Annotated in this window: 10 protein-coding genes; 4 read left to right on the forward strand and 6 right to left on the reverse strand. The window is 69.9% G+C overall.

The genetic code is table 11. From position 1 onward, the window contains the following. Window positions 1–21 precede the first annotated feature (21 nt). From JOM49_RS30955 to JOM49_RS30970, 4 genes are read right to left on the reverse strand one after another with little or no spacing between them, the layout of a single operon-like run. Complete coding sequence (locus JOM49_RS30955) at window positions 22–1,731, reverse strand: amylo-alpha-1,6-glucosidase (RefSeq protein ID WP_308158934.1); 1,710 nt, start codon at window positions 1,729–1,731, stop codon at window positions 22–24. Window positions 1,732–1,743: 12 nt separating this feature from the next. Further along, entirely contained in the window at window positions 1,744–2,556 is an 813-nt protein-coding gene (locus JOM49_RS30960; protein WP_209667707.1) for a carbohydrate ABC transporter permease, read from the reverse strand. Beyond that, window positions 2,553–3,446 (reverse strand): carbohydrate ABC transporter permease, encoded by an 894-nt coding sequence (locus JOM49_RS30965; RefSeq protein ID WP_282773297.1) that lies wholly within the window; start codon window positions 3,444–3,446, stop codon window positions 2,553–2,555. Before JOM49_RS30965 ends, JOM49_RS30960 begins: the two co-directional genes overlap by 4 nt. A 6-nt stretch (window positions 3,447–3,452) precedes the next feature. Further along, entirely contained in the window at window positions 3,453–4,700 is a 1,248-nt protein-coding gene (locus JOM49_RS30970) for a sugar ABC transporter substrate-binding protein (protein ID WP_209667709.1), read from the reverse strand. A 142-nt stretch (window positions 4,701–4,842) separates the two neighbouring features. Here JOM49_RS30970 and JOM49_RS30975 point away from each other — a divergent pair, with 142 nt between their 5' ends. From JOM49_RS30975 to JOM49_RS30990, 4 genes are all read left to right on the forward strand, one after another. Then, on the forward strand, window positions 4,843–5,880 hold the full coding sequence (locus tag JOM49_RS30975) for a LacI family DNA-binding transcriptional regulator (RefSeq protein ID WP_281068335.1): 1,038 nt from the start codon (window positions 4,843–4,845) through the stop codon (window positions 5,878–5,880). A gap of 121 nt (window positions 5,881–6,001) precedes the next feature. After that, entirely contained in the window at window positions 6,002–7,840 is a 1,839-nt protein-coding gene (locus tag JOM49_RS30980; RefSeq protein ID WP_209667711.1) for an RICIN domain-containing protein, read from the forward strand. Between the two features lie 49 nt (window positions 7,841–7,889). After that, entirely contained in the window at window positions 7,890–9,398 is a 1,509-nt protein-coding gene (locus JOM49_RS30985) for an arabinofuranosidase catalytic domain-containing protein (RefSeq protein ID WP_245369533.1), read from the forward strand. Window positions 9,399–9,430: 32 nt separating this feature from the next. After that, the gene (locus tag JOM49_RS30990; RefSeq protein WP_209667712.1) at window positions 9,431–10,891 is read left to right on the forward strand and encodes a ricin-type beta-trefoil lectin domain protein; all 1,461 of its coding nucleotides are present in this window, start codon (window positions 9,431–9,433) and stop codon (window positions 10,889–10,891) included. Between the two features lie 25 nt (window positions 10,892–10,916). Here JOM49_RS30990 and JOM49_RS30995 read toward each other — a convergent pair whose 3' ends face one another. Beyond that, window positions 10,917–12,365 (reverse strand): acyl-CoA synthetase, encoded by a 1,449-nt coding sequence (locus tag JOM49_RS30995; RefSeq protein WP_209667713.1) that lies wholly within the window; start codon window positions 12,363–12,365, stop codon window positions 10,917–10,919. A gap of 13 nt (window positions 12,366–12,378) precedes the next feature. Further along, window positions 12,379–13,698: an MFS transporter gene (locus tag JOM49_RS31000; RefSeq protein WP_209667714.1), complete on the reverse strand. Its 1,320-nt coding sequence runs from the start codon at window positions 13,696–13,698 to the stop codon at window positions 12,379–12,381. Window positions 13,699–13,718: the final 20 nt, after the last annotated feature.

A 13,718-nucleotide genomic window follows, 5' to 3' on the forward strand; every position in this document is an offset into this window, starting at 1 on the left:
GCGGCACGCGGTGGCGGCCGTTCAACCCACACTTTCCTGACCGCGACCGGTGTGCGCGGCGTCTTCGGCGAGTATCAGGTAGGCGCTGGCTGTCCAGGTGTACGCGCGGTCGCGTAGTCCCTCGCCGGTCAGGGCGTCGAAGTTCTCGGCGAAGCCCGATTTCTCGCACGTGGCTCGGAAGCGCGCGCTGACCTGGTCGGCGAGTTCCGCTGCGCCGCCGCGGCGCAGGCCGTCTTCGATCAGGATGGTGGCCGGCGCCCACACGGGGCCGCGCCAGTATCCGTCCGCCTCGTAGTACGGCGAGCTCGGCAGTTCGGTGGCCAGTCCGACGGAGGTCAGGTGCGCCGAGATTCCCGCGCACAGCTGATCGAACACCTGGCGAGGCAGGTGCTCCCCCAGCACGACGGGCATGAGGTCGAGCAGGCTCGCGCTGGGCCGGACCGTGCCGGTCAGCAGGCCGCGGCTGACGAATCCGGTGCCGTCCCACAGTTCGGCCAGCATCGCGGCGAGCAGGTCGTCGGCTCGCTCGTCCCACCGAGCGGACGGTTCGCCCAGCTCGGCGGCCAGCGTGGCGAGTTCCTTCATCTGCAGTACGAGGAAGGCGGCGAGGTCGGCCGACTGGACGAGGCGTTCTTCGCGGAACACCGTGGAGTTGTCCCAGCCGCTGTCGTTGCCGTGTTCGTAGTGCGGGAGGTCGTGGCCGGGTGCTCGCCGGTGGTCCAGCCAGAAGGAGGTCAGGGCCGCGAGTTGCCGGTAGGCCCGCCGGGCGTCGGGGAGGCCGCCGGGGAGGCGTTCGCGCAGCCGGGTGAGGGCCAGGCCGTGGATGGGTGGTTTGACGAAGTTGCGGAGCACTTCCGCGTGGGTGATCGAGTCCGGTAACGCGCCTTCGGTGTCCTGGTGGTCGAACACCACCTGGAACTGGTCCCAGGCCAGCCCGGGTGCGCCAGGGGCCAGTGCCAGTGCGTTGAAGCAGTGGTCCCAGCTCCAGACCTTGTCCATCCAGTGTTTCGACATGAGCACGGCCGGGCGGGTGACGAACCCGGCGGGATCCACCGTGGCGGAGAAGAGGACGTAGCAGGCCAGCTCGGCGGCCGGGGTCCGGTCGTCGCGCCAGGGCGCCACGGCGTCGGCGAACCGGGTGAAGGTGTCGCGTGCGGCGGTGACCGCGCCCGGGAAGTCCGTTGTGGACTCGAACGGTGGCCGCACGGTGCCGAGCTCCTCGATCACCAGTTCCCACGAGCCTCCGTCCTCTCCTGCGACGACCATCCGGTCGGCCACGCCGAGTTCCTGTTCCCCGGCCCGGCTGGACTGTCCGGAGAGGACAGTCACGCGAAAGCGGTGCCCGGTCTCGTAGGAGGTGAACACGGCGCCACCGGCGGGGTCGGCGAAGAAGTACGTGCCGGTGAACGGGGTCAGGGTGGGTCGCGTGGCGCTGATCCGCATCCCCATACCGGTTCCGGAGATCCGCAGTGTGTCCGGGGCCGAGAACACCGCGGCGACCCGCGTGTCCCCGGCACTCCACGTGAGCACCGCCGGTTCGGCGGTGATCACGGTGGTCGCGCGGTTCCCGTCCAGCACGGGGACGAGGGACAGCACCGGGTGCATGCCGTTGCGATGGGACACCAGGTGCACGTCGTCGGCGTAGGTCGCCGGCCCCACCACGGGTGAGAGACCGAACCAGGCGCCGGACCGGCTGAAGGGGATTTCGTACACCGAGAACTCGGTGGCCACAATGGACTCCTTTCAGTCCTTGACGGCACCGGTGGTGATGCCGGCAGCGACATAGCGCTGGGCCACCACGAGGAGCACGGTCGCGGGCACGGACGCGACCACGGCGGTGGCCATGATGGAGTTCCACTCCTGGTTGTTGTTCCCGATGTAGCGGTAGATGCCCAGGGTCAGCGGCTGCAACCGGCCGCCCGCGTCCAAGGTGGCCGCGAAGACGAAATCCGACCACGCCCACAGGAACGAGAACAACGCCGCGGTCACCAGGCCGTTGCGGCTGGCGGGCAGCACGATCGAAAAGAACGAGCGCCACGGCCCGGCGCCGTCGATCCGGGCGGCCTGCAGCAGTTCGCCGGGCACGGACGCCATGAAAGACGTGAGGATCAACACGGCGAACGGCACCGCGATGGTCGAGTCGGCGAAGATCAGCCCCCACACCGTGTTGGTGATACCGAGGCTCACGTAGACGCCGTAGAAGCCCAGCGCCATGATGATGCCGGGGATCATCTGCGCGACCAGCAGGACGAAACCGAGCAGGTGCCGTCCCCGCGGGCGGAGCTTGGCCAGCGAGTACGCGGCGGGCGCGGCCAGCACCAGGGTGAGCACAACCGTGCCCAGCGCGACGAGCAGACTCGTGCCGAAGTACGGCAGCTGCTCGCGCAGCACCCGCTGGTATCCCTCGATCGTCGGGGCGGACGGGAACAGGCTGGGCGGGGATTTCCGCATGTCGCTCGCGGGCGTGAGCGAGACGTTGACCATCCAGTAGACCGGGAACAGCATCACCGCGGTCAGCAGCAGGCCGACGACGGTGCGCCACGACCAGCGCCTCATGCCGGCTCCTGCCTGCGCTGCAGCCGGAGGTAGAGCAGTCCGGCCACCAGGGCGATCAGGATGAGCACGTTGCCCACCGCGGCGCTGGGCCCGAACCGGGGCAGCAGGTTGCCGAACCCCAGCTCGTAGGACCAGGTGGCCAGGGTGGTGGACGAACCGCTCGGCCCGCCCTTGGTCATGATCCAGATGATGTCGAACACCTTGAGCGTGTAGACCAGGCCGAGCAGGAGCGTGATCGCCGAAACCGGGCGCAGCATGGGGAAGGTGATGCGCCGGAAGGTCTGCCAGCCGCTCGCGCCGTCCAGCGCCGAGGCTTCGTAGACCTCGCGGGGGATGTTCTGCAGTCCGCTGTAGAGCACGACCAGGTTGAACGGGATGCCGATCCAGATGTTGGCGATGGTCACCGACACCAGCGACCAGCCGGGCGAGGTCAGCCAGTTGACCGGCGCCACGCCCACGGTTCCCAGTACCGCGTTGACCAGCCCGGACTCGCTGTTGAGCAGCCACGCCCAGGTGGATGCCGACACGATCAGCGGGAGCAGCCAGGGCACCAGGAACAGTGCCCGCAGGGTGGCCGACAACCTGAAGCCGCGCGCGAAGAACACCGCCATCGCCAGGCCGATCGTGTACTGGAACGCCAGCGAGACGACGGTGAACAGGACTGTGTTGACCAACGCCGTCCGGAACGCCGGGTCACCGAATACCGCGGCGTAGTTGGCGAACCCGATCAGCGGCGCACCGCCGTGGACGAACGTGCGGGCGGTGTGGTCGCGGATGCTCAGGTCGAGGGTGGTGAACAGCGGGTAGGCGTAACACACCACCAGGTAGGTGACCAGGGGCACCAGGAACGCCCACCCGACGAGTTGCCTGGCGACGAGCTGTGACCGCACCTGCACCTACTTCGCTGACGCCGCAGCGGCTTGGGCGTCAGCGAGCGCGGCCTCCGGCGTCTTCGACCCGCTGAGCGCGGCCTGCACGGCACCCCACAGCGGCTGGGAGATCCGCGGGTAACGGGTACCGAGATCGTCGCCGGTGCGGCTCTTCGCACCCTTCACCGCCTCCACCCACACAGCCAGTTCCGGTTGCGCGGCAACCTGTTGCTGCTGCACCGAAGGCACCGCCGAGACGTAGGTCAACGCGGTGTCGGTGGCCATGACCTTGTCCGGGCCGGTCAGGCAGGCGGCGATACGACCGGCCTTCGCCTCGGTGTCCCTGTTGTCCTGCGCGGTGACGGTGACGAACTCACCACCGGCCGGCGCCGGTGCGGCCGCGCCGTTCCGGCCCGGGATCGGGATGACGCCGTATTCGAAGCCGGCCTTCTTGGCGTTCTGCAGCTGCCAGGTGCCGTTCTCGGCGAAGGCGTACTCACCGGTGGCGAACTCCTGCCAGCTGGTGGTCTGGGTGTTGTTCACCACCGAATTCGGCGCGTGACCCGTGTCCAGCCAGGACTTCCACAGCGAAAGCGCCGAGACCGCGTCCACAGAGGATAGTTCGGTCAAGTTCGCGCCGGCGCCCCAGAACCACGGCAGGAACTGGAAGGTTCCCTCTTCGGTGCCGATCGCGGAGAACGTGATGCCCTTCTTGCCCGCTGCTTTCACCTTGACCAGTGCCGCGTCCAGAGACGCCCAGTCCTTGACCGATGCCGGGTCGACACCGGCGGCGGTGAGCACGGCCTTGTTGTAGTAGAGCGCCAAGGTGTTGGCACCGATCGGCACGCCGTACCCCTGGCCGCCCTGGACGCCGGCCGACACCAGGTTCGGCGAAGCCTGCGAGGCGTCCAGCCCGACGTCCTGGTTCGCTTTGAGCACCCCCGCCTCCGCGAGGGTGGACACCACCGGGTTGTCCAGTACCAGCACCTGGGGCGCGGTGCGTTGCTGCGCGGCGAGCAGGACCTTGGTGGTCAGGTCGGTGGTGTCGTAGGCCTGGCGCTCGATCTTCACGCCCGCCTCGGCTCCGCACTCGTCGATCACCTTCGCCCACGCGGAGCCGGCGTCGAACTGCGGGTACGGGTCCCAGACCGAGAAGGTTCCCGGCGTGCCGGTGTCACCGGCCTCCGGTGCCGGAGAACACGCTGTCAGGGTTGCCACCAGGCCGGCCGCGGCCAGCGCCGCCGGGAATCGTCGGGAGATCGGTGCGCCCTGCATGGTGATCCTTCCTGCCGGTTTCGCGGACGACGCTCATCGAACCGGTTCGATGGGAGGGAAGCCGGGCCAACCTAAACCGGGGAACCGGCTGTGCGCAAGAGGGGATGTCCTACGATGAGCATCGGTCGAACCGGTTCCCAGAATGGGCCGGAGACGGGAAGCGGGCATGAACATCGGGGAGATCGCCAGGCGGGCCGGGGTGTCGCGGAGCACGGTGTCCTACGCCCTGAGCGGGAAACGGCCGGTGTCCACCGCGACCGTGCGCAGGATCAACGACGTCATCGCCGAACTGGGCTACCGGCCCAACGCGAGCGCCCGCGCACTGGCCGAGGGGCGTACCCGCACGTTCGGTTTGGCGATACCGCCGGCGAGCGCCCGGCTGACCGACGTCCAGCTGGAGTTCGTGGCCAGTGTCGTCGAGGCCGCCGCGGTCCACGACCACGACGTGCTGCTCTCGCCCAGCGGCGGTGACCACGACCGGTCCTTCGAGCGGATCGTCACCGGGCGCCGGGTCGACGGTGTCATCCTGATGGAGATCCTGCTGGCCGATCCCCGGGTCGAGCGGCTCAGCCAGGCCGGGCTGCCGTTCGTCACGATCGGTCACGTCGAGCACCCGGGGGCGTCCTCGTGGGTCGACGTCGACTACGCCGGGCTGATCAGCCGCTGCGTGCACCACCTCGCCGACCTCGGGCACCAGCACGTCGTGCTGATCAACCGCTCCGACGAGCTGGTCGCCGCCGGTTACGGTCCGGCCCTGCGCTCGTCAGCCGGGTTCTTCGAGGCAGCAGGCCGGTGCGGCATGACCGCGCACAACGTGTGCTGCGCCGACGAGCCCGCCGCGGGCCTGGCGTGTTTCGAGCAGATCCGCGCGCGCTGGCCGGAGGTGACCGCGGCGGTGACGATCAACGAGGCCGCGCTGCCCGGCGTGCAGCGCGCACTCCACCGCGCCGCACTCGACGTACCGCGGGCCTTTTCCCTCACCGGGGTGATCGCCGACCGGCTCGCCGAGGACTTCCACCCGCCGCTGACCGCCGCGGACGTCCCTGCCGGGGAAATGGCCCGCCTGGCCGTGGACCTGCTGCTGGAGCAGATCAACGACCCGTCCGCCACGCCACGCAGCGCGATGCTGGCCCCGGCGATCACCCTGCGGTCGAGCACCGGGGCCGCTCGGCGGGGCTAGCTCGCCGAACCGGTTCGACACCACCGGCTCTTGCCTTCGGGCGTTCGTCACGCGTAAATTCAGCAGCTCCGATCGAACCGGTTCGACTCCTGCCGTCCCCGACCTGCTCGGAGTACCCCCCATGGTTCAACGGCGAACTGTCAGAACTGCCAGAACTGTCCAGCTGCGTCGCGGCATCACCGCGTTCCTCACCACCGCCGCGACGGTCATCACGCTCGCCGCGCCGGTTCAGGCCGCGAACGAGTCCATCAGCGTCGACTTCTCCGTCACGGGTGGCTCCCCCACCCACCGGGCTTCCGGCTGGATCTACGGCATGACCGAGAACGCCTCGGGACCTGCCGACCACTTCTACCGTGACGTGAAGTTCCGGGCCATGCGTGCCGGTGGCGCACAGCTCGACAGCCCGGGCGGCTGGGTGTCGGGCCGCTACGACCGCCGGTGGAACGCCACCCGCGCCCAGCTGCTGCGCACCCGGTCGCTGGGCGGCGAATTCGTCCTGCTCGTGCACGACCTGTGGGGCGCCGACGGCTACCCGATCTCCCGCTTCCCCGGCGACAACGGCAACTGGGCCGACTACGACGACTTCCTCACCCGCCTGATCGACGACGTACGGGCCACGGGCGCCCCGGTGCACTGGGACCTGTGGAACGAGCCCAACCTCGGGTTGTTCTGGAACCGCCCGCAGAGCCAGTACTTCGAACTGTGGCGGCGCACCCACCAGCGCGTCCGGGCCGCGTTCCCCGCCCAGCTGATCGTCGGCCCGAGCTGCGCGTGCGTCCCGTCGACCACCCACGCGTGGTGGAACCAGTACCTCGACTTCATCCGCGCGAACAACGTGATCCCCGACATCATCAGCTGGCACTCCCTGCCGGGCGACCCCGTGGCGAACGCCGCGGCCGCGAACTCCACTTTGGACTCACGCGGCATCCCGCACCCGCGTCCCTACCAGATCAACGAATACGGGGCACCCGAGGAACAGAATCCCGGCGACGGCTCCTGGTACATCGCCAGGCTGGAGCGAGCCGGGGCCGACGGCCTGCGCGCCCACTGGGGAGGCGGCGGGAACCTGCACAACGACCTCGCGAACCTGCTCGTCCGCAACTCGGCGGGAGTGCACCAGCCGAAAGGCGAATGGTGGGTCTACCGCTTCTACGGCTCACAGACCGGCCAGATCGCCTCCGTCACCCCCAGCCCGGCCTACGACGGGTTCGCCACGAAGACGACCGGGGTCGCGAAGATCCTCGTCGGCGGTGGCGGCACGACCGGCAACATCGCAGTCGACCTCCGGCGGCTGGACACCACCACCGGCATCGTGCAGAACGACCAGGTACGCGTGATCGCCCAGCGCATCCCCCACAACGGCGGCGCCGCGGTCCAGGGCCCCGAAACCATCCTGAACTCGGTCGTCACCCTGTCCGGCAACGCCACCACGGTCAACCTGCCCCACACCAACGCCGACGACACCTTCACCATCACGCTCCAGTCCCCTTCGGACACCGGGTTCCAGTCCGTCGCCGCCGTCCAGCACTCCCAGCAGTGCCTGGACAACACCGGCTCGAGCACCGCCGACGGCAACCGGCAACAGCAGTTCCCCTGCGAGGGCGGCGACCAGCAACTGTGGAACTTCCGCCCGGTATCCGCGGTTTCCGGCACCTACACGGTGGTCAACCAGCAGACCGGCAAGTGCCTGGACGTCAGCGGCTCCGCCACCACCGACGGTGCCGCCGTCCAGCAGCGAAGTTGTCTCACCGGAGCCGCGAACCAGGAATTCACACTCCGGAAGGTCACCTATTCCGGCAACAACCCGCACGACTTCCAGCTCGTCGCCCGACACAGCGGCAAATGCGTCGACGTCAGCGAGATTTCCACCGCCGCGGGCGCCCCGGTCCACCAGTGGACCTGCAACCCCATCAACCAGGGCAGCCCGCTCAACCAGACCTGGCGACTCTGGGGCCGCTAGCAATGCGGCCATCCGATCGCCGAAGCCGACCTTCCCGAGGAGCAGGACAATGAGGTTCTCCCCCGATCCGCGGCCGGGCTGGCGCACGCGAGCGGCGCGGTTGGCGGCGGCACTGGCCATGGTGCCGGCGGCCACGCTGCCGTGGCCGGCGCCCGCACCGGCATCGACACCCCCATCGACACCGGCGGCAGGCACCGGGCCGTGCGACATCTACGCCGCGGGCGGCACGCCCTGCGTGGCCGCGCACAGCACGGTGCGGGCGCTCTACGGCTCCTACGACGGAAACCTGTACCAGGTCAGACGATCCTCGGACAACACGAGTACCGACGTCGGTGTGCTCGCCGAGGGCGGCGTGGCCGACGCGACGACCCAGGACTCGTTCTGCGCCGGCACCTCGTGCGTCATCACGGTCGTCTACGACCAGTCCGGCCGCGGGAACGACCTGTGGTACCAGGGGTCGAGCGTGGTGCCGGGCTCGAACCAGAGCAAGCCCGCGAGCGCGACCTCCGAGTCGCTGGCGGTCGGGGGCAGCAAGGCGTACTCGCTCTACATCAACCCCGGCAACAGCTACTGGCGCGACGGCCACCTGACCGGGGTGCCGACCGGCAGTGCGCCGGAAGGCATGTACATGGTGACCAGCGGCACGCACGTCAACAACGGCTGCTGCTTCGACTACGGCAACAGCGAAACGACCAGGAGCGCCGACGCGGCCGGCGCGATGGACGCGATCAACTTCAGCACGCAGTGCTGGTTCGGCGGTTGCTCCGGCACCGGTCCGTGGGTCCAGGCGGATCTGGAATGGGGGCTCTATCCCGGCGGGAGCCAGTCCTGGAACCCGAACCAGCGGGCGTTCCCCCACCGGTTCGTCACCGCGACGCTGAAGAACAACGGCACGACCCGGTTCGCGATCAAGGGCAGCGACGCGCAGTCCGGCAACCTGTTCACGCTGTGGGACGGCGCGCTTCCCCCCGGCTACAGCCCGATGAAGAAGCAAGGGGCGATCATCCTCGGCAGCGGCGGCGACTGCTGCAAGCCCGGCGGTGGCGCCAACCTCAGCGCCGGCACCTTCTACGAGGGCGCCATGGTCGCGGGCTACCCGTCCGACGCGACCGAGGACGCGGTGCAGGCCAACATCACCGCGGCCGGCTACACCAGCGGCGGCACCAGCCCGGCCGGGGCGGTACGCGCGGTGGGCGCGGACAAGTGCCTCGACGTGCCGAACACGTCAGCCGGTACGCAGGCGCGGATCTGGGACTGCGGCGGCGGGGCTGGCCAAACCTGGACGCGCACCCCCTCGGGCCAGCTGACCGTGTACAGCGGCGGCGACACCCGCTGCCTCGACGCCAACGGCCAAGGCACCACCTCGGGCACCAGCGTGCTCATCTGGTCGTGCAACGGGCAGGCCAACCAGCAGTGGAACGTCCACGCGAACGGCACGATCACCGGCGCGCAGTCCGGGCTGTGCCTGGACGTGTCCGGGGCGTCCACCGCCAACGGGGCCCTCGTCCAGCTGTGGACCTGCCACGGCGGCGGCAACCAGCAGTGGAACCTGAGCTGAGCCCGCCCCTCCCCCTGCCATGGAGGCACCCCATGAGACACAAGTTCCCGCCGTCGCTCCGCCGGCTCCTGTGCGTGCTGACCACAGCGGTCCTGGCGGCGGCGGGCCTGCTCGTCAGCGCGTCACCCGCCAGTGCCGAAACGAGCCAGTTCCGGGGCATGAACTGGGCTCGGAAAGGCGACAACTTCACGACCGGCACCCTCGTCCTCGACGGGTTGAGCGGGTCCGACAGCTACGCGACCGTCCGGGCCAAGGCCGACGCCGTCTACACCGGCATGGCGGACCTGCTCGGCGTGAACACCGTCCGGCTGCCCGTCAACACCCACACCGTCGGCTCGTCCTGGTGGAACGCCTACCGCGGCGCCATCGACGCCGCGGCCGACCGCGGGTTCAAGGTCATCCTCGCCTACTGGGAGGACGGCGCCGCCTCGGGTGGCCGGGTCACCAACACGGCCGCCTTCAACTCTATGTGGGACACCGTGGTCGCCCAGTACGGCGGCAACGGCCTGGTCCACTTCGAACCGATGAACGAACCCCACGGGTACGGCGCGAGCGAATGGCTGACCTTCGCCGCCAACTGGATCAACGCCCGCCCGTCGATTCCGCGGGGCCGCATCCTGATCGGCGGCACGGGTTTCAGCCAGGACCTCCGGCCGGTGTGCGATGACAGCCGGTTCACCGGCACCCTGCTGTCGTTCCACTTCTACACGTTCTTCTACGGGCAGCACGACTACGCGGGCTGGCGCGACCTCGCCGAGACCCGCCTGGGCAACTGCGCTTCCCGCGCGGTCGTGACCGAGTTCGGTGCGCCGATGGACACCGGTCTCGATTACGGGAACCCGAACAGTTCCGACAACTTCGTCCGGTACGTGCGCGCCCTCACCGACACGATGCGCGCGCACGGCATGGGCGGGACCTACTGGCCCGCGCTCGGCGGCAAGGTCACCGCCGGGCAGAACCACGACTGGTATTCCCTGTTCGCCCTCCAGGGCAGCGGCACCGCTCTCTCGCTGAGCATTCGCAACGCCAGCGGCGCCGACCGGCTCCGGCACGCCTGGGGCGATGACGGGGGCCCCGGCGGACAGGTCGCCCCCGTCACGAACCGGAACTCAGGCAAGTGCGTCGACGTGGTGAGCGCCTCGAGCAGCGACGGCGCCGAGATCATCCAGTGGGACTGCCACGGCGGGGCCAACCAGCAGTGGGAAGCACGCTCCGCGGGCGACGGCTACGTCCAGCTCGTCTCCCAGCATGCCGGTAAGTGCCTCGACGTCGACGGCGCTTCGACCGCCGACAACGCCAGGGCGATCCTCTGGTCGTGCCACAGCGGGCCCAACCAGCAGTGGCAGCTGCGCGACACCGGCGGCGGCTACCTGGAGCTCGTCGCCCGCCACTCCGGCAGGTGCCTGGAGGTGATCGGCGCCTCGACCGCGAACGGCACCCGGCTCCAGCAGACCGGCTGCCAGGGCGCGACCAGCCAGCAGTGGAGCCGCTGACTCGACCGAAGCCGGGGAGAACACCTCAACCGCCCTCGGCCGACCGGCGCAGTTCCGCCTTGCGGATCTTGCCGGATCCGGTGCGGGGCAACGCGTCGACCACTTCGAAGGTCACCGGGATCTTGTACTTGGCGAGCCTGCCGAGCAGGAACTCCCGCAGGTCCTGCTCGGCAACTTCGTGGTGGCACACCAGGAAGGCCTTGCCCACCTCGCCCCACTTCGGGTCCGGCACGCCGATCACGGCCGCTTCCGCGACGGCCGGGTGTTCCTGGAGCGCCGCCTCCACTTCGGCCGGATAGACGTTCTCGCCGCCGGAGACGAACATGTCCTTGAGCCGGTCGATGATGTGGAAGTGCCCGTCCGCGTCGACCGTGGCGATGTCGCCCGAGCGGAACCAGCCGTCCTCCGTGCGCGCGGCCGCGGTCGCCTCGGGGTTGTTCCAGTAACCCGGCGATACGTTGGGGCCCTTGAGCAGCACCTCACCGGGCTCGCCCGGCGGAGCGTCCACTTCGGCGTCACCGAAGAACACCGCGACCCCGGCCGAACCCGCCTTGCGCAGGCTTTCCCCCGCTTCCAGGAAAGTCCCGCCCGGCGCGGTCTCGGTGAGCCCGTAACCCTGGCAGAACACCAGGCCGCGGTCCTGGTAGGTCCGCACGAGCGCGAGCGGCACCGAAGCACCGCCACACAACAGCGTCCGCAACGAGGACAGGTCCGCCGTGTCCCAGCGCGGCGAAGCGGCCAGCGAGGCGAACATCGTCGGCACGCCGAACGCCATCGTGACGCGGTGCCGCTCGATCAGGTCGTAACAGGCGTCGACCTCCCACGCGCGGGTCAGCACCGAGCAGCCGCCCTTGATGAACGTGGGCAGCAGCGTCTGCGCGAGCGCCGCGACGTGGAACAACGGCGCGGACACCAGCGTCACCTCGTCGGCGGTGACGTCCACGCCGACGAGCAGGTTGTAGGTGTTCCAGACGAGGTTGGCGTGGCTGAGCATCGCGCCCTTGGGCCGCCCGGTGGTGCCGGAGGTGTAGAGGATCAGCGCGATGTCGTCCGGGCGCACCACGGTGTCGATCTGGGTGGCCGGGGCGTAGGCGGTGTCCGCCGGAACCGCGTCGACGTCCAGTTCCGCCGCGATTTCGGCGTACTCCGGCGCGTGGAGCAGGAGCCGGGCACCGCAGTCGGCCAGCACGTACGCCAGTTCCGGTGCGGTGAGGCGGAAGTTGAGCGGGACGAAGATGGCGCCGAGCCGATGCGCGGCGAACATGGCTTCAGCGAATGACGGGTGGTTCGGCCCCAGGTAGGCGACCCGGTCCCCCGCCGACACCCCGCGCCCGGCCAGGTACGCCGCCACGGAACCGGTGCGGTCGGCGAACTCGGCGTAGGTGGTCGGCCGTCCATCGTGGACGAACGCGGTGCGGCCGGGCGACATCCGCGCCCGCCGCACCGGCCACGTCCCCAGTCCTTCGTCGAGCATGCGTCCTCCCGCCTCAGGAGGCGGGCTCCGGCACCGCGCCCCCGCTCAGATCCTGGCGGCTGGTCTCCTTGAGCGCCAGCACGCACACCACGGTCAGCACGCAGAACCCCGCGATGATCCAGGAGATCGCCGCCGTCCCGGGGCCGCGGCGCAGTTCGGCGAACAGCAGCGGCGCGAACCCGGCGCCGAGACCGGCCAGCTGGTAGCCCAGCGAGGCCCCGGTGTAGCGGTTCTCGGTGCTGAACAACTCGGTGTACAACGCGGCCAGCGGGCCGTACATCATCGGGTGGATCACCGCCTGCCCGATCACCAGCGCGAGGATCAGCAGCGCCCCGTTCCCGGCGGCCACCAGCGGGAACAGCAGGAAGCCGTAGACCGCCATGGCCAGCGCGCCCGCCAGCACGATCGGCCGCCTGCCGAACCGGTCCGATGCCGCCGACCAGCCGAGGATGCCCACCACCGCGCACGCCGACGAGATGGTCAGCGCGTTCAGCACGCTCTGCCGCGCATGGCCTTCCTGCACGCCGTAAGCCACCACGAACGTGGTCAGCGTCGACTGCGCGACGAACGCCGCCAGGCCGACACCCACGCCGAGCGCGAGCACGCGCGGGTACTTGCGGAACACGTCCAGCACCGGAACGCGCTTGCGGCCGTCCTCGCGCACCGCCTGGAACACCGGCGTCTCCTCGACCTTCAGCCGGACGAACAAGCCGACCGCGAGCAGCGCGATGCTGAGCAGGAACGGGATCCGCCAGCCCCAGGCGAGGAACGCCTCCTGGCCGACGATCGCCCCGGTGCCGGTGAGCGCGGCGGTGGAGAGCACCATGCCGCACGGCGCGCCGGCGTTGGTGAAGCTGGCCCACAGCCCGCGCCTGCTGCGCGCGTGCTCGGCCGACATCAGGACCGCGCCGCCCCACTCACCGCCGACCGAGATCCCCTGGATCACCCGCAGCAGCACCAGCCCGATCGGGGCGAGCGCACCGGCCTGCGCGTAGGTCGGCAGCACGCCGATCAGGAAGCTCGCCACGCCCATCAGCGTCATGGTCAGCAGCAGCATCCGCTTGCGGCCGAGCAGGTCGCCGAAGTGCCCGAACAACACCCCGCCCAGCGGGCGCGCCAGGTACCCGGTGGCGAAGGTGCCGAGGCTGGCGATGGTGGCCGCGAACGGCTCGAGCGAGGAGAAGAAGACCTTGTCGAACACCACCGCCGCGGCCGTGGCGTAGAGCAGGAAGTCGTAGTACTCGATCACACTGCCGAGGAAGCTCGACGCGACCGCGCGCCGGAGCTGGACGGGATCGTGCGGTGGGGTCGGCGCGGCCGGGCTCTCGGACATGGCGGAACTCCCTCGTCGTC

The organism is Amycolatopsis magusensis (assembly GCF_017875555.1).
GTDB classification, from domain to species: Bacteria; Actinomycetota; Actinomycetes; order Mycobacteriales; family Pseudonocardiaceae; genus Amycolatopsis; species Amycolatopsis magusensis.

Coding starts and splice junctions, on each gene's coding strand:
- JOM49_RS30960 (WP_209667707.1), bottom strand. CDS start 2,556: ATGAGGCGCTGGTCGTGGCGCACCGTCGTCGGCCTGCTGCTGACCGCG.
- JOM49_RS30970 (WP_209667709.1), bottom strand. CDS start 4,700: ATGCAGGGCGCACCGATCTCCCGACGATTCCCGGCGGCGCTGGCCGCG.
- JOM49_RS30975 (WP_281068335.1), top strand. CDS start 4,843: ATGGGCCGGAGACGGGAAGCGGGCATGAACATCGGGGAGATCGCCAGG.
- JOM49_RS30980 (WP_209667711.1), top strand. CDS start 6,002: ATGGTTCAACGGCGAACTGTCAGAACTGCCAGAACTGTCCAGCTGCGT.
- JOM49_RS30985 (WP_245369533.1), top strand. CDS start 7,890: ATGAGGTTCTCCCCCGATCCGCGGCCGGGCTGGCGCACGCGAGCGGCG.
- JOM49_RS30990 (WP_209667712.1), top strand. CDS start 9,431: ATGAGACACAAGTTCCCGCCGTCGCTCCGCCGGCTCCTGTGCGTGCTG.
- JOM49_RS30995 (WP_209667713.1), bottom strand. CDS start 12,365: ATGCTCGACGAAGGACTGGGGACGTGGCCGGTGCGGCGGGCGCGGATG.
- JOM49_RS31000 (WP_209667714.1), bottom strand. CDS start 13,698: ATGTCCGAGAGCCCGGCCGCGCCGACCCCACCGCACGATCCCGTCCAG.